The organism is Nocardioides xinjiangensis, assembly GCF_017916455.1.
Classification (GTDB): Bacteria; Actinomycetota; Actinomycetes; order Propionibacteriales; family Nocardioidaceae; genus Nocardioides; species Nocardioides xinjiangensis.
This window is the reverse complement of the sequence record NZ_JAFMSY010000001.1, coordinates 1478043-1493263: the sequence shown is the minus strand read 5'-3', so window position 1 is coordinate 1493263 and position 15221 is coordinate 1478043. Positions and strand designations below refer to the sequence as shown.

Sequence of the window (15221 nt, the reverse complement as noted above, 5' to 3'; positions counted from 1 at the left end):
GCGCAGCCGCGCGGGCGGCGGGCGACCCGTCCCCAGGGGTGTGGGACCGTGAGTGCCACGCCACCAGACTCGAGGCGCACCCGGGACGGACGGTCCGTCGCGGCACGACAAGGAGGATCCATGACGACGACTCCTGACAACCCCCTCGGCGACGACGAGATGACCACCGAGGGCGTCGACCCGACCGGTGTGTCGGCCGGGCCCAGCACGGACGCCGACGGCACCGACGCGGGCGGCAGCGACGCCGACGGCACGGACGGCGACTCCAGCGACGGCGACTCGACCGACAGCAGCGACGGCGACTCGACCGACGCCGACGGCACCGACGCCGACGGCAGCGACGCCGACGGCACCGACGGCGACTCCACCGACGCCGACGGCACCGACGGGACCGCGCTCTGAGCGCTCTCGACCGCCTCACGGGCGACGCCCAGACCTTCCTCGACAAGGTCTGGGCGTCGCGCGTGCACGTGCACCGCACCGACCCGGGCCACGGCGCCGAGGTCCTGTCCCTCGCGCACGTCGACCACCTGCTGACCGAGACCGCGATCCGGACGCCCGCCGTCCGCGTGGCGCGCGACGGGTCGGTGCTGCCGGAGGCGTCGTACACCCGCGGCGGCAGCCTCGCCGGCAAGCCGCTGACCGGCCTGGTCGACCCGGTCAAGCTGATGCGCCTGCTCGACGAGGGCGCCACCATCGTGCTCCAGGGGCTGCAGCGCTACTGGTCTCCCGTCGGCGACCTGGTCGCGGAGCTGGAGCTCGAGCTCGGCCACCCGTGCCAGGCCAACGCCTATCTCACCCCGCCCGGCGCCCAGGGATTCGCCGTCCACTCCGACTCCCACGACGTCTTCGTGATGCAGACCCACGGCACCAAGATGTGGGAGGTCCACGGCGACGGCGGCCCCGGCGACCTGCTCCTCGAGCCGGGCGTCGTGGCCTACCTCCCGACCGGCACGCCGCACGCCGCCCGCGCGCAGGAGTCGGTGTCCCTGCACCTGACCATCGGCATCAACCAGCTGACGTGGCGGACGCTGCTGCAGCGCGAGGTCGGCCGCCTGCTGGCCGAGGTGCCCGACGAGCACCTCCCGGCGGGCTACCTCGACGACCCGGCCCGCCTGGCCGACGGGCTCGCCGACCACCTCGCCGCGCTCGCCGACGACGTACGCCGACTCGACCCCGCCGGGCTGGCGGCGGGCCAGGCCGAGGCGTTCCTCAGCGGCCGCCCGCCGCGCATGGCGGGCGCGCTGCTCGACCGCGACGCCCTGACGACCGGCATCACCGCCGACACCGCGCTGAGGCGTCGGTCCGGGCACCCGTGCGTGCTGGTCGACGACGGCGACGCCGTCCGGGTGCTGATCGGCGACCGGGTCCTGCGCATCCCCTCCCGGGTGCGGCCCGCGCTCGAGCACGTCGCGACGCACACCCGGCTGACGCCGGGCGAGCTCCCCTCGACCGACGCCGAGAGCGCGGTGGTGCTGTGTCGCCGACTGGTCCGGGAGGGGCTGCTCGAGGTCGCCCGGTGACGGACTTCCGCTGTGCGGTCGCGAGCCGGGCGCGCGCCGACGAGCTGGCCGGCACCGCCTCGACCGTGCGCAGCTTCCTGCTCGTCGAGCACCCGGGACCGTGGGGTGCCGAGGCCCTCCGTGACGCCCGGATGCCCGACGGGCTCGGCGCCCACCTGCGCGAGGCGGCCGGCCGCCACCGGGTCCGCGTCCTCCTCGTGCGACGCCCGGGGCGCCAGGCCGCCGGCGGAGGTACCCGCGTGTTCGCGGCGCGGGCAGCAGGGGCGGGTTCGTGGCTCGAGACGGCGCTGCTCGACCGGATCGACGACGTGCGCGACCTCGACCTGGCCGCGCTGGGCGCCGGACGCTCGCCCGGCCTGGAGCGGCACGACGCTCCGCTGATGGCGGTCTGCACGCACGGCCGCCACGACGCCTGCTGCGCCGAGCTCGGCCGCCCCGTGGCCCGGGCACTGGCCGATGGCGCCCACGCCGCCGCGGTGTGGGAGGTCTCGCACGTCGGGGGCGACCGGTTCGCCGGCAACCTGGTCGTGCTGCCGCGCGGCTACTACTACGGCGGCCTCGACCCCGAGACCGCTCTCGGCGTCGCGGCGGCCACGGCCGCGGACGAGCTGCTGCTGGACCACCTCCGGGGCCGCTCCGACCTGCCGATGGCGGCGCAGGCCGCCGACATCGCGGTGCGGCGCGAGCACGGACTGACCGGGTTCGACGACGTACGTCCCGAGGCGGTGCGCTCCGACGGCGACCTCACGACCGCCCGGTTCGAGGTGCGCGGCCTGGGCCGGCGCGAGGTGGTCGTGCGCCGGGTCCCGGACGAGGCGACGTACCAGCTCACCTGCTCGGCGCGCCGCGAGAGCGCCGTGTGGCGCCACGAGGTCGTCGAGGTCCGCGAGGTGCCCTGAGCCGAGCGTGGGCCGTCGGGCTCAGCCCAGCCGGTGCCGGAGGTCGACAGGACGCGAGCCCGTCTCGGGGGCATGCTGCCAGGCGACCCGCTCCCGCGGACCGCCCTCCTGGGCCGCCTCGAGGTGGCGCGCCGCGCGGTTGGCCTGGGCCTGCTCACGCTCGGCGACCGCCTCGGCGTCGCGCAGCTCGACGCGCGCCTCGGTGAGCTCGCGGTGCAGCGCCTGCACCCGGGCGGCCTGCGCCTGGATCTCCTCCGCGGGCGCCTCGGCGATCACCAGGGCCTCGAGGCCGTCGAGCGCGGCCAGCTCGCGGCGCTTGAGCCCCTCAACCGTGCGCCGGGCGGCGTCGGCGGCACCAGCGGCGTCCACTGCCTCCCTGGCCTCCTCGGCGGCCTCCCGCCGCAGGTCGCCGAACCGCACCTGGCCGGCGCCGACCGCGACGAGCCTCCTCTCGGCCTCGTCGGGGTGCACGCCGGCGTGCTCGGCGAGCGCCTCGACCAGCTCACGCGTGCCGGCCCGGCGGGTGTCGCGCAGCTCGACCTTGGTCTCGAAGCACGCCTGGTAGGCCTTCCAGTCGGCCTCCCACGCATCGGCCTGGTCCTGCGTGGCGTCGCCGGGCAACGAGGCGACCGGCGGCCAGATGCGGTGGTCGCGCACCTCGAGGCCCCGGCCGGTGGCGAACGCGCGCAGCTGCTCGAGGCCCTCGCGGTGCTGCCGCAGGACGTCGGCGTAGGCGATGATCGCGCGACCGAGGCCGCGGAGGTCGTCACGGACCGTCACCGACTCCTCGTGGCGCCGGGCGGCTCGCGCGCGCAGGGCGTCGGCCGCCTCGCCGGCGAAGACCTCCTCCGAGATCGTCGCGGTCCGCTCGAAGCCGTCGGCGGCGCCGTCGACCTTGCCGGCGAGACGGCGCACGGAGTCTCCGTAGCCCTCGATCGCGCCCGGCTCGAGCCAGTGGTAGTGACAGCCGATCGGGTCGCCGAACCGGAGCTGGTCGCGCTGGGTCTCCAGACGGTCGGCCGCGGTCCTCGTCATGGCGTCACCTGGTCGAGCCGCGCGGCCGCCCGCGCAGCCTCGCCCACCATGACGTCGAGCTCGTCGAAGTCGACGACCGAGTCGTCGATGGCACCGGCGATGGTGCGGCACCGCTTCGCGACCTGCTCGGCGTCCTCGACGAGCTTGCGGACGCCCTCGACCACGAGGTCGCGCCAGGGGAAGTCGTCGGCGGGGTGGTCGATCTCGCCGAGGGCGGCCCGCAGCGCCTCCCGGGCGGAGTCGAGCTCCTCCTTGGCGCCGCGCAGCGCCCGCTGGTTGATCGCGATCGGCCTCATGGCGACCTCCTGCCCCGATGTACGGAGCCGAAACCCGAAGTGGTGAAGTTGTGAACCACTTCGCGCGCTGGTCTGGACCGCGCGGTGCGTCAGCCCGCGCCAGGTGGCCGGTACGCCAGGCGCGTCTTCACCGCCCACACCCCCGCCATGACGAGGTAGCCGCCGACGAGCCCGGCGAGGACCCACCACGGCGCATCGTCGCGCCCGGTGGTGCCGACCCACGTCGTGACGGCCAGGACGGCCAGCAGGAGCCCGCCGGTGAGGGCGCTGAACCCCTCCATGTCGTCCTGGAACCGCGCCCGGAGCTCCGCACGCCGCTCGGGGGCGAGCCAGTGGTCCTTCGTGGCCTGCGGCAGGTTGACCCACGTGCCGTCGCCGCGCAGCCCGAGGCGGGTCAGGACGGGCACGCCGACCAGCACGACCAGGCCGACGACGGTCCACAGCGCCAGCAGGCCGCCGCGGCTGGACCAGTCGTCCACCCGCCCCGCGGCGTCGAAGTGCGCGGGTGCGCGGGCGGGCAGGACGGCGGCCGCCCACGCCAGCGCGACGGCGTACGTCCCCGCCACGACGAGCAGTGCGAGACGGCCCCGTCGCACGGCGCTCACACGTGGCCGCTGAGCTGCGCCAGGCGCAGCTCGAGCCGGTCGAGCAGGTCGGTGCACCCCTTCTCCGGCATGGCGGACCGCTTGTCGCCGCCCTGCGCGCACACGGGCAGCACGTCGATCGAGAGCTTCGCCCCGCCGGCGAGGGCGCGCAGCTCGTCGAGCCTGTCGCCGAACGGCGACCCGCTGCCGGGGGAGTAGTAGCGCACGGCCGCGTCGATGTCGTCGGCGAAGAGGTCGGCCTTGGTCACGGCGACCACCAACCACGTCGGGCGCTCGCGCCGCACCGCCATGCTCGCGATCCGGTGGGCCGTGATCGCCCAGTCGTCCAGCTCGGCGGCCAGCTGCTCCTCACGCGAGGCGACCGCCGCGCCGGTGGTGCCGGCCGTGCGCCGGGGCGTCGCGTGCCCGTACGCCACGACGTGCAGCACGCCGTCGACGGGCTCGTCGTGGAAGACCTCGTCGAGCGCTCCGAGGCGGGTCGCGGCGTTCTCCCCCGGGACCACGCGGAACCGGTAGCCGCGCAACCGGGAGGTGCGGCGGGTACGCCGCTCCATCACCGCCGAACCCACGTCGGGCCCGCCGCCGGCGGCCGCCTGCGACCCGGCACGGCGGGACAGCCGGTCGGCCAGGCGGGTCTTCCCGACGCCGGTCATGCCGGTGACCGCGACCGTCGGGTAGCGGTGCCGGAGCAGGCGGGACGCGCGCTCGGGGGCCTGGGACAGCGCGGCGAGCGCACCGCCGGCGATCGTGGTGCCGAGGGCGGCCTTGCCGTGTCGCAACGGGGACTGCATGCGCCCATCCTCCCCGACGGGCCTCGGTTGGCCTCCTCACCACCCGTCTTGGACAATGGCCGGGCCCAGCACCTCGGGCCCCAGCACCCGCGTGAGAGGTCTCCATGGACACCGAGAACCGCCCCGTCCTGACCGGGCTCGTCGCCCTGGTTGGCGTCGCCGTGGCCATCGGCCTGCTCGCAGGGCTCGCCGTGCTGGTCGGGGTCAAGGCCACGGGCATCGGCGAGACCTCGTCGGCCGGGGGTGGCGGCGGCACGCCCGCGACCTTCAGCCTGCCCAAGCCGAGCGAGACCAGCACCGAGACCGTGCCGACCGACCCCGTGGAGCCCGGTCCCGGCACCGAGACCTCGTCCGAGGCCGCCCCCGCGCAGGGCATCTCGCTGTCGGCCACGCAGCAGTCGGTGAGCCCGATGCAGCAGATCGACCTGACGGGGACCTACCAGGCCGGCGAGGGAGCGATCCTGCAGGTGCAGCGCCTCGAGAACGGTACGTGGTCGGACTTCCCGGTGACCATGTCGGTCAGTGGCGGCACGTTCGCGACGTACGTCCAGACCAGCCGCACGGGACCCAACAAGTTCCGCGTCGTCGACACCGACTCCGACGTGGTCTCCAACGAGGTCACGGTCACCGTCGGCTGAGCTGCTGCTCGCGGGCCACGTCGACGCGTCGCGTCCAGTAGCCCACCCACGCGGCTCCGGCGAGCCCGAGCACGCCGACGACCAGGCAGGCCGTCGCGAGCGGTGCGACGGCAGCGACCGCGCCCACCACCAGCGGGCCGCCGGTGTTGCCGATGTCGCCGCACAGTCGCCAGGCGCCGAGGAACTGCGGCCGTCCGTCGCTGGGTGAGGCGTCGGCGCCGAGCGTCATCACGATCCCCGAGCCGAGGCCGTTGCCGCACGCGATGAGGGCCATGACGAGGGCGACCGAGACGGCGTCCGTCGCCAGCGGCAGCAGCAGGCACGCCACCGCCATCGAGAGGACGACCGGCACGGCGACGACCATGCGCCCACGCGTGTCCATCAGCCACCCGCCCGGCCACATGAAGGCCACGTCGAGGGCCGCGGCGCCGGCGAAGATGAGCGAGGTCGTCGACGCCGCCAGCCCGAGGTGGTCGGCCCACAGCGGCAGCAGGCTGAGCCGGAGCGAGCGGCTCGTGCCGAGGATGACCACGGCGGAGCCGAGCGTGGCGAGCACCCGGCGGTGCGCCGCGATCACGGCCCACACGCGGAGGTGACCGCTCGCCCGGGCCGCCGCGCGCTTCTCCTCGCCGAGGTCGGGCATCGTGGCGGCGAGCATCGAGGCGAGGACCGACATCGCGGCGCCCAGCCAGAAGACGCTGGTGAGGTCGGTGAGGTGGATCAGTCCCGCGCCGATCAGCGGCCCGACGAGGACGCCGACGCGGTAGGACCCGCCCAGCAGCGACATGGCGCGGGCGCGGTGCGTGGCCGGGACGACGTCGATCATGAAGCCCTGCCGGGCGATGAGGAACAGGGTCCAGCAGACCCCGCTCAGCAGGACGCCGACGGCGAGGCCGAGCACCGAGTCGGTGAGCGCCGCGAAGGCCATCGCCACGGCGTCCACGAGGCCGGCCGCCACCAGGGCCCGCCTCTCGCCGATCCGGGCGACCAGCGCGCCCGACGGCAGGCTCGCCAGCAGCATCCCGACCCCGGTCAGCGCGACGACGGCGGCCGCCGTGCTGACGTCCGCGCCGAGGTCGCGCGCGCGGATGGCGAGCACCGGCATGATCGCGCCGTGCCCGACGGCGGAGACGATGGAGGGGCCGTACGCCACGAGCCAGATGTCGCGGAAGCGGAACGCGGCGTCCCCCGAGGTGCTCACGGACACACGCTACGGGCGCCGGCCGACCGCTCGACGCGCAACCCGGTGGAGCGCCACACCGCTCGCCCGTAGGCTCGCGGGCGTGGCCTCCGAACCCCGCACCGACATACAGCCCGCACCCCTCGACCTGCCGGGGACCGGCGACTGGCTCGCCTGGGTCTCCGAGCACTGCGAGGGCCAGCTCGCGGAGGCACGGCGCCAGGTCGGCCTGGTGAAGGCCGGCTCCTCCGACGCGCCGGTGGTGCTCGCGGCGTGGAACAAGGCGGAGACCGCCCTCGCCAACGCGGAGGCCGTCGCGCTGTGGGCCGAGGTCCACCCCGACGCGGGGGTGCGCGACCGGGCCGACGACCTCAGCCAGCAGGTGCAGAAGTACGTCACCGAGCTGGGACTCGACCGTGACCTCTACGCGGCGTTCGACTCCCTGTCCGGCGACACGACCGGCCTCGACGACGACGGCCGCCGCGTCCTCGAGCACACGCTGCGCGACTTCCGCCGCTCCGGCGTGGACCGTGACGAGGCCACCCGGGACCGCCTGCGGGAGCTGAGCGAGCGCGGGGTCCGGCTGTCGCAGGACTTCGGCCGCAACATCCGCGACGACGTGCGCTCCATCCGGATCGCCCCGGAGCGGCTCGCCGGGCTCCCCGACGACTACCGCGACGCCCACCGGCCCGACGACGACGGCCTGGTCACCATCACCACCGACTACCCCGACCTCGTGCCGTTCCTCACCTTCGGCTCGGACGCCGAGGCCCGGCACGAGCTCGCGCTCGCGCAGAACAACGTCGCGTGGCCGGTCAACGACGGCGTCCTGCAGGACCTGCTGGCGGTGCGCCGGGAGACCGCGGGCCTGCTCGGCTACGACTCGTGGCCCGACTACGACACCGAGGTCAAGATGATCGGCACCGGCCAGGCGGTGGCCGACTTCATCGACCGGGTCGGCGAGGCCGCCAAGGAGCGCGCCGCCGAGGAGGTCGCCGTGCTGCTCGAGCGCAAGCGCCGCGACGACCCGTCGGCCGACTCGGTCGCCACCTACGACGCGCGCTACTACTCCGAGCTGGTCCGCCGCGAGCAGTACGACGTCGACGGGCAGGTCGTGCGCACCTACTTCCCGTTCGAGCAGGTCCGCCAGGGCCTTCTCGACGTGACGGGTCGCCTCTTCGGCCTCGAGTGGACGCCCGTGTCGCCCCAGGACGCGCGCACCTGGCACGAGGAGGTCGCCAGCTACGACGTCGGCCTCGAGGGCAGGAGGATCGGCCGGATCCACCTCGACCTGCACCCGCGTGAGGGGAAGTACAAGCACGCCGCGCAGTTCGACCTGGTCAAGGGCATCGCCGGTGCGCAGCTGCCCGAGGGCGTCCTCGTGTGCAACTTCAGCCGGGGCCTGATGGAGCACGACGAGGTGGTGACCCTCTTCCACGAGTTCGGCCACCTCGTCCACCACGTCCTGGCCGGCCAGGGCGAGTGGGCACGCTTCTCCGGCGTGGCCACCGAGTGGGACTTCGTCGAGGCACCCAGCCAGATGCTCGAGGAGTGGGCCTGGGACGCCGACGTCCTGGCGACCTTCGCCCGCAACGGCGCCGGCGAGACGATCCCCGCCGAGCTGGTCGCGGCGATGCGCCGGGCCGACCACTTCGGCAAGGGGACCTACGCCGTGCAGCAGATGTCGTACGCCGCCCGGTCCTACTGGTTCCACGCCGTCCCGCACGACGACCTCACCGCCTACGGCGACGAGCTCCAGCGGCGCTACTCGGTGTTCCCGCCGCTCGACGGCGCGCACATGCACTGCGCCTTCGGGCACCTCGACGGCTACTCGTCGGGCTACTACACCTACATGTGGTCGCTCGTCATCGCGAAGGACCTGTTCTCCGCCTTCGACACCGACGACCTGTTCGCCCCCGAGGTGGCCCACGCGTACCGCGACAAGGTGCTGGCGATGGGCGGTCGCGGGGACGCCGCCGACCTCGTCGCCGACTTCCTGGGCCGGCCCTACTCCTTCGACAGCTGGGCTGCCTGGCTCGCGGAGTAGCGGACCGGCACCGGCCCCCGCCGCGCGGACGGCCTCCCGTCCGGTGGTCGACCGGGCGCCGGGCTCTCCGTGGTGCGGCTCAGCGACCGAGGGCGGCGGGGCGGGCCGGGACGGCCTCGGCGACACGTGCCGCCACGGCGTCGCCGAACGCGCGGTGGCCCTCCTCGGTCAGGTGCAGCCGGTCGGGGAGGTAGTCGAGGTCGAGGTCGCTGGTGCGGACGTAGGGAACGCCGTAGAGCTCGGAGAGCACCTCGAGCTGCGCGTCCACCCGCGGCACGGCGCCGGAGCGAGCGGGTGCGTCGGCGGGGCCGACGACCACCACGCGCTGACCCGCGAGGTCGGCCATGAGGGACCGGAACCCGTGGTCGATCGCCGCTCCGGGCTGGTCGTAGTCGTTGAGCCCGCCCTGGACCACCACGAGCCGGGCCCGCACGCCGACCGCGGTCGGCGCGCGGTCGTGGAACGAAACGGCGCCGCAGCGGCTCGCCCCGGCGCTGAATCCCGAGCCGGAGAAGCCGAGCACGTGCACGGCGCCCGGCAGCCGGCTGGGCCACGACCGTGCCAGGTCGTCCTGCCCGAGGCCGACCGACCACGAGTCGCCGATGACGAGGACCGGCGCCCCCTCACCGGTGACGGTGCCGGCGCGCTCGCGCGCGTCGAGGCGGTGCTGCTGGCACCGCGTCGGGCCGGCGTCGGCGGTGCCGGCGACGTAGAAGGCCATCAGGGCAGCGAGCAGCGTCACGACCGCTGCGGCGCCGACGACCCGGCGCACGTCTCCCCGAAGGACCACGAGAAGAAGTGTGCGGCCTGCGCCTCGCCCCTGGCAGGGGAATCCCCCTGAGATTTCCCCGACATCCGGCGGCGGTGGTCCCGCGCCCGCCCCGCGTGAGGGGACCCGCGCACGGGCGAGGCGGTGCGGACAAAACCGGCGGCGCCCGGGAGCCGGTTCGTCCTAGGCTCCCCGCCATGACGTCGGACCCCCTCCTGGCCGCCTACGACGAGCAGCTGCGCACGGACGCCGAGATGGCGCGCGCCCTCGACGTGCGGCGGGAGGGGCCGCTGCTGTGGGGCGTGTTCGACCACGGTGGCTTCGTGTCCTACCGCGACCTCGGGGGCCTCGAGGGCGAGGAGCTCGACGACCTCGTCGCGCGCACCGTCGCGCACTACCGCGACGACACGGACGTGGCGTCGTTCGAGTGGAAGACCCGCGGCCACGACCGGCCCGCCGACCTCGGCGACCGGCTGGTCGCCCACGGGCTGGTCCCCGAGCCGGTCGAGACCGTGATGGTCGGCGAGGCGTCGAAGCTCGCGGTCGAGGTGCCCCTCGAGGACACCCCGGCCGGCCCCGTCGTCGTACGCCGCATCGAGCCCGGTCCGGGCGCGGAGGCCGACGTGACCCGGATGCTCGAGGCGCAGGAGGCGGTCTTCGGCACCGGTCGGGGACCCTCCGTCCGCTCGTCGCTGGCCGAGCTCGAGGCCGGGGAGTCGGAGTTCTGGATCGCCGAGGTCGGCGGCCGGGTGGTCTCCGGCGGCCGGCTCACGCCCGTCGCGGGCACCGACTTCGCCGGCATCTGGGGCGGCTCGACGCTGCCGGAGCTCCGCGGCCGCGGCATCTACCGGGCCCTCGTCGCCGCGCGCGCCCGCTCCGCGGTGTCGCGCGGCATCCGGCTGATCCACTCCGACTGCACCGACATGTCGCGCCCGATCCTGCAGCGCGCGGGCCTGAAGGCCGTGACGACCACGACGCCGTACGTGTGGGAGCGGTCGGCCGCCTCGCCCTGACTTCTGTCGGTCCGTGCCTGTCGCGAATCCCTCGCCTAAGCGGGGGATTGCGAACTTCCGGGGGCCTGCACACCCCCGGAAGTTCCGACAACCCTCGGGAAGTCGGCCTCAGCCCAGCGGCGTGTAGTCGATCTCGAGGAAGTCGGCGACCTCCGGCACCCAGCGCTCGGCGACGAACGCCGTGTGCACCGGGTGCTCGTTGTAGCCGTCGTACGCCGCCTGGTCGGCGAACTCCATCGAGAAGCCGAAGGCGAAGTCGTTCTTCGGGCTGGTCTGCCGCAGCTGCTCGAACGCCTCGACCCCGGGGATGTCGGCGAGCGCGCGAGCAGCGGTCAGGAAGTCCTGCTCCTCGCTCGAGCCGGGGGCGTGGTGCAGCCGGAAGGCGACGGTGTGCCGGATCATGCGGCAAGGCTAGGGCGCACGCGAACTCGTCGGAAAAAGTGTCCGGATCCGGGAACATCCGGACCGCCCCTGCGTTGGAACCCATGAGCAGACTTGAGTCAGATCGACTCAACTGTTTTGCCTCCTGATCCGCAGCGCGGCAGGATGGCGACAACCCAGGCATCCACGCGAGATCCCAGCAGGAGGAACACACCATGGCTCGAGCCGTCGGCATCGACCTCGGTACGACGAACTCCGTCGTCGCCGTCCTCGAAGGTGGCGAACCCACCGTCATCGCCAACGCCGAGGGCGCCCGGACCACCCCGTCCGTCGTCGCCTTCACCAAGTCCGGCGAGGTCCTCGTCGGCGAGGTCGCCAAGCGTCAGGCGGTCACCAACGTCGACCGCACCATCCGGTCCGTCAAGCGCCACATGGGCGAGGACTGGAAGGTCGACATCGACGACAAGACCTTCACCCCGCAGCAGATCAGCGCGTTCGTGCTGCAGAAGCTCAAGCGGGACGCGGAGGCCTACCTCGGCGAGACCGTGACCGACGCCGTCATCACGGTCCCGGCGTACTTCTCCGACGCCCAGCGCCAGGCCACCAAGGAGGCCGGCGAGATCGCGGGCCTCAACGTCAGCCGCATCGTCAACGAGCCGACCGCGGCCGCGCTGGCCTACGGCCTCGACAAGGGCGAGGACCAGACGATCCTCGTCTTCGACCTCGGTGGCGGCACGTTCGACGTGTCCCTGCTCGAGATCGGTGAGGGCGTCGTGGAGGTCAAGGCGACCTCCGGTGACAACCACCTCGGCGGCGACGACTGGGACAACCGCGTCGTCGAGTGGATGGTCAAGAAGTTCAAGGACAACAACGGTGTCGACCTCGGCGCCGACAAGATCGCCAAGCAGCGCCTGCAGGAGGCCGCGGAGAAGGCCAAGATCGAGCTGTCCTCCTCGAGCGAGACCACGGTCCACCTGCCCTACATCACCCACGGCGAGTCGGGTCCGCTCCACTTCGAGGAGAGGCTCACCCGCAGCGAGTTCCAGAAGCTCACCGCCGACCTGCTCGAGCGCACCAAGGCCCCGTTCCAGTCGGTGCTCAAGGACGGCGGCGTCGCGGTCGCCGACATCGACCACGTGGTCCTCGTCGGTGGCTCCACCCGCATGCCGGCGGTCACCGAGCTCGTCACCGAGCTGCTCGGTGGCAAGCAGCCCAACAAGGGCGTCAACCCCGACGAGGTCGTCGCGGTCGGCGCGGCGCTCCAGGCCGGTGTCCTCAAGGGCGAGGTCAAGGACGTGCTGCTCCTCGACGTCACCCCGCTCTCGCTCGGCATCGAGACCAAGGGCGGCGTGATGACCACCCTCATCGAGCGCAACACCACCATCCCCACCAAGCGGTCGGAGATCTTCACCACCGCCGACGACAACCAGCCGTCGGTGGAGATCAAGGTGGCGCAGGGCGAGCGCCAGATGTGGTCGCAGAACCAGCCGCTCGGCAACTTCGAGCTGACCGGCCTCCCGCCGGCCCCGCGCGGCGTGCCGAAGATCGAGGTCACCTTCGACATCGACGCCAACGGCATCGTGCACGTCTCCGCCAAGGACCAGGCCTCGGGCCGCGAGCAGTCGATGACCATCTCCGGCGGCTCCGCGCTCGGCAAGGACGAGATCGACCGCATGGTCAAGGAGGCGGAGCAGTACGCCGAGGAGGATGCGCGGCGTCGCGAGACCGTCGAGGCCCGCAACCAGGGCGACCAGGTGGTCTACACGACCGAGAAGTTCCTCGCCGACAACGCCGACAAGCTCCCCGAGGACGTCAGGACCGAGGTCCAGGCCGACGTCGACGCCCTCAAGGTCGTCCTCGAGAAGGAGGACGCCTCGGCGGAGGAGATCACCACCGCGGTGGCGAAGCTCAACGAGTCCAGCCAGAAGATGGGCGCCGCGATGTACGCCGCCGCCGAGGCCGACCAGGCCGCTGCGGGCGGTGCCACCGGCGCCACGGGCGAGGCCGACGACGACGTCGTCGACGCCGAGATCGTCGACGAGACGGTCGACGGCTCCGGCGACGCGACCGGCACGGCCGGCTCGGAGGGTGAGTCCAAGTGACCGACCGCCCCGACGAGCCCACCACGGGCGCCGAGGCGCAGGACCTCCCGGAGGGGGAGCCCACCGCGGCTCCCTCTCCGGAGGGCGGTCCCGCCGAGGGGTTCGGCGAGGCCGCCGGTGAGGCACCGGCCCAGACGGATGTCGAGGAGCAGGTCGCCGGCGACGCCGTCGCGGGCGACGAGCCCGGCACCCCGGAGGAGCGCCCCCAGGACGACGAGCAGTCCTCGCTGAGGAACGCGATCGCCGACCTGACCAACGACCTCCAGCGCCTCCAGGCCGAGTACGCCAACTACCGCAAGCGCGTCGACCGGGACCGCCAGCTGGTCGCGGAGACCGCCGCCTACAAGGCGCTCACCCCGGTCGTCGAGGTGCTCGACACCATCGACCGGGCCAAGGAGCACGGCGAGCTCGAGGGCGGCTTCAAGGCCGTCGCCGACCAGCTCGAGCGGGTCGTCACGGCCGCCGGGCTGGTCCGCTTCGGCGAGCCGGGCGACGCCTTCGACCCGACACTGCACGAGGCGCTGAGCCACCTCGGCACCGACCCGGAGGTCGAGGTGACCACCGTCAAGCACGTCGCGAAGGGCGGCTACCGCCTCGGCGAGCGCGTCGTCCGCGCCGCCCAGGTGCTCGTGGTAGACCCGGCCGACGCCTGACGCCCGCCGCGCAGCGATGACCACGCCGATCCTGGAGAGGGGGTCCACCCATGGCTGACAACGACGGTCAGCGGAACGACGGCTGGCGCAACGACTGGGCGACCAAGGACTTCTACCAGGTCCTCGGGGTCGCCAAGGACGCGAGCGCGGCCGACATCAAGAAGGCCTACCGCAAGCTCGCCCGGGAGAACCATCCCGACTCCAACCCCGGCGACGACGCCAAGCACGACCGGTTCAAGGCGGTCGCCGAGGCCTACGACGTGATCGGTGACGAGGCCAAGCGCGCGAAGTACGACGAGCTCCGCTCGCTCGCGGCGCGCGGCGGCTTCGGACCCGGCATGGGCGGCGGCTTCGGCGGCGGCTTCGGTGGCGGGGGCGCCGGCGGGGGCGGGTTCAACCTCGACGACCTGCTCCGCGACCGCGGCGCGGGCGGCGGCGGCCTCGGCGACATGTTCGGCGACCTCTTCGGCGGCGCCCAGCGCGGGCGTACCCAGACACAGGGACGCCCGCGGCGGGGCGCCGACGTGGAGAGCTCGGCCACGATCGGCTTCACCGACGCCCTCGAGGGCGTGACGGTGTCGCTGCGGCTCACGTCCGACACGGCCTGTCCGACCTGCTCCGGGACGGGCGGGAAGCCCGGCACCAGGCCGCACATCTGCCCCGAGTGCGAGGGCGCCGGCTTCGTCGTGTCCGGCACGGGCGGCGCCTTCTCGATCAACGAGACGTGCCCGTCCTGCGGCGGCCGGCAGCTCGTCTACGACGAGGCCTGCCCGACCTGCCACGGCAGCGGCCGGGGGACGTCGGCGCGCACCATCCAGGCCCGGATCCCGGCCGGGGTCAAGGACGGGGCGAGGATCCGCCTGAAGGGCAAGGGCGCGCCCGGCGAGAACGGCGGACCGGCCGGCGACCTGTTCGTCACCGTGAAGGTCACGCCGCACCGCATCTTCGGCCGGTCCGGCGACAACCTCACCCTCACCGTGCCGGTCTCCTTCGACGAGGCCGCGCTCGGTGCCGAGGTGAAGATCCCCACGCTCGGCGGCGCGCCGGTGACGCTCCGCCTGCCGCCGGGGACGCCCAACGGGCGCACCTTCCGCGTCCGCGGCAAGGGCGCCACCAAGCGCGACGGCAGCAAGGGCGACCTGCTGGCCACCGTCGAGGTGCAGGTGCCGGCGAGCCTCGACCAGACCGCCCGTGAGGCCCTGGAGGCCTACCGCGCGGCGACGGCCGGCAAGCCGTTGCGGGCAGGGCTGTTCGAATGAGCAGCCCGTTCGGAGCGCCGTCCCCCGACG

16 protein-coding genes are annotated in these 15221 nt (G+C 73.8%); 9 read left to right on the top strand and 7 right to left on the bottom strand.

Annotated elements, in window-relative coordinates:
• The first annotated feature begins 120 nt into the window (after positions 1 to 120).
• The 3 genes from J3P38_RS07095 (at position 121) to J3P38_RS17645 (ending at position 2422) form a co-directional block, all read left to right on the top strand.
• A complete protein-coding gene (locus tag J3P38_RS07095) occupies positions 121 to 402 on the top strand; it encodes a hypothetical protein (protein ID WP_210503091.1) in 282 nt (93 codons plus the stop codon).
• A gap of 62 nt (positions 403 to 464) precedes the next feature.
• Entirely contained in the window at positions 465 to 1523 is a 1059-nt protein-coding gene (locus J3P38_RS07090) for a JmjC domain-containing protein (RefSeq protein ID WP_307807771.1), read from the top strand.
• On the top strand, positions 1520 to 2422 hold the full coding sequence (locus tag J3P38_RS17645; RefSeq protein ID WP_210503090.1) for a sucrase ferredoxin: 903 nt from the start codon (positions 1520 to 1522) through the stop codon (positions 2420 to 2422). Before J3P38_RS07090 ends, J3P38_RS17645 begins: the two co-directional genes overlap by 4 nt.
• A 21-nt stretch (positions 2423 to 2443) precedes the next feature.
• On the opposite strand, the gene J3P38_RS07080 is transcribed toward J3P38_RS17645, so the two are convergent.
• From J3P38_RS07080 to J3P38_RS07065, 4 genes are all read right to left on the bottom strand, one after another.
• Positions 2444 to 3457, bottom strand: coding sequence for a hypothetical protein (locus J3P38_RS07080; RefSeq protein WP_210503089.1), 1014 nt, complete (start codon positions 3455 to 3457; stop codon positions 2444 to 2446).
• Positions 3454 to 3753, bottom strand: coding sequence for a hypothetical protein (locus J3P38_RS07075; RefSeq protein ID WP_210503088.1), 300 nt, complete (start codon positions 3751 to 3753; stop codon positions 3454 to 3456). Before J3P38_RS07075 ends, J3P38_RS07080 begins: the two co-directional genes overlap by 4 nt.
• An 89-nt stretch (positions 3754 to 3842) precedes the next feature.
• Entirely contained in the window at positions 3843 to 4358 is a 516-nt protein-coding gene (locus tag J3P38_RS07070) for a DUF1648 domain-containing protein (protein ID WP_210503087.1), read from the bottom strand.
• Positions 4355 to 5149 (bottom strand): hypothetical protein, encoded by a 795-nt coding sequence (locus tag J3P38_RS07065; RefSeq protein WP_210439121.1) that lies wholly within the window; start codon positions 5147 to 5149, stop codon positions 4355 to 4357. The genes J3P38_RS07070 and J3P38_RS07065 overlap by 4 nt, the downstream gene beginning before the upstream one ends.
• A gap of 104 nt (positions 5150 to 5253) precedes the next feature.
• On the opposite strand from J3P38_RS07065, the gene J3P38_RS07060 reads away from it, so the two are divergent.
• Positions 5254 to 5787 (top strand): hypothetical protein, encoded by a 534-nt coding sequence (locus J3P38_RS07060; protein WP_210439120.1) that lies wholly within the window; start codon positions 5254 to 5256, stop codon positions 5785 to 5787.
• On the opposite strand, the gene J3P38_RS07055 is transcribed toward J3P38_RS07060, so the two are convergent.
• A complete protein-coding gene (locus tag J3P38_RS07055) occupies positions 5774 to 6988 on the bottom strand; it encodes an MFS transporter (protein ID WP_307807770.1) in 1215 nt (404 codons plus the stop codon). The two genes, J3P38_RS07060 and J3P38_RS07055, sit on opposite strands and share 14 nt — an antisense overlap.
• An 82-nt stretch (positions 6989 to 7070) precedes the next feature.
• On the opposite strand from J3P38_RS07055, the gene J3P38_RS07050 reads away from it, so the two are divergent.
• On the top strand, positions 7071 to 9014 hold the full coding sequence (locus tag J3P38_RS07050) for a M3 family metallopeptidase (protein ID WP_307807769.1): 1944 nt from the start codon (positions 7071 to 7073) through the stop codon (positions 9012 to 9014).
• 79 nt (positions 9015 to 9093) lie between these two features.
• Here J3P38_RS07050 and J3P38_RS07045 read toward each other — a convergent pair whose 3' ends face one another.
• On the bottom strand, positions 9094 to 9804 hold the full coding sequence (locus J3P38_RS07045; protein ID WP_210439117.1) for an SGNH/GDSL hydrolase family protein: 711 nt from the start codon (positions 9802 to 9804) through the stop codon (positions 9094 to 9096).
• A 176-nt stretch (positions 9805 to 9980) separates the two neighbouring features.
• Here J3P38_RS07045 and J3P38_RS07040 point away from each other — a divergent pair, with 176 nt between their 5' ends.
• Entirely contained in the window at positions 9981 to 10796 is an 816-nt protein-coding gene (locus tag J3P38_RS07040; protein ID WP_210503084.1) for a GNAT family N-acetyltransferase, read from the top strand.
• A gap of 108 nt (positions 10797 to 10904) precedes the next feature.
• Here J3P38_RS07040 and J3P38_RS07035 read toward each other — a convergent pair whose 3' ends face one another.
• A complete protein-coding gene (locus J3P38_RS07035) occupies positions 10905 to 11198 on the bottom strand; it encodes a Dabb family protein (RefSeq protein ID WP_210439115.1) in 294 nt (97 codons plus the stop codon).
• A 194-nt stretch (positions 11199 to 11392) separates the two neighbouring features.
• Between J3P38_RS07035 and dnaK the strand changes: the two genes are divergently transcribed.
• Genes dnaK through dnaJ form a run of 3 tightly spaced genes read left to right on the top strand, consistent with a single transcriptional unit; the run spans position 11393 to position 15191 of the window.
• Positions 11393 to 13279 (top strand): molecular chaperone DnaK, encoded by a 1887-nt coding sequence (gene dnaK / locus J3P38_RS07030; protein ID WP_210503083.1) that lies wholly within the window; start codon positions 11393 to 11395, stop codon positions 13277 to 13279.
• Positions 13276 to 13932 carry a nucleotide exchange factor GrpE gene (grpE, locus tag J3P38_RS17640; protein ID WP_210503082.1) on the top strand — a complete coding sequence of 219 codons (657 nt, stop codon included), beginning with the start codon at positions 13276 to 13278 and terminating at the stop codon, positions 13930 to 13932. Before dnaK ends, grpE begins: the two co-directional genes overlap by 4 nt.
• A gap of 50 nt (positions 13933 to 13982) precedes the next feature.
• Positions 13983 to 15191 carry a molecular chaperone DnaJ gene (gene dnaJ / locus J3P38_RS07020; protein ID WP_210503081.1) on the top strand — a complete coding sequence of 403 codons (1209 nt, stop codon included), beginning with the start codon at positions 13983 to 13985 and terminating at the stop codon, positions 15189 to 15191.
• Positions 15192 to 15221: the final 30 nt, after the last annotated feature.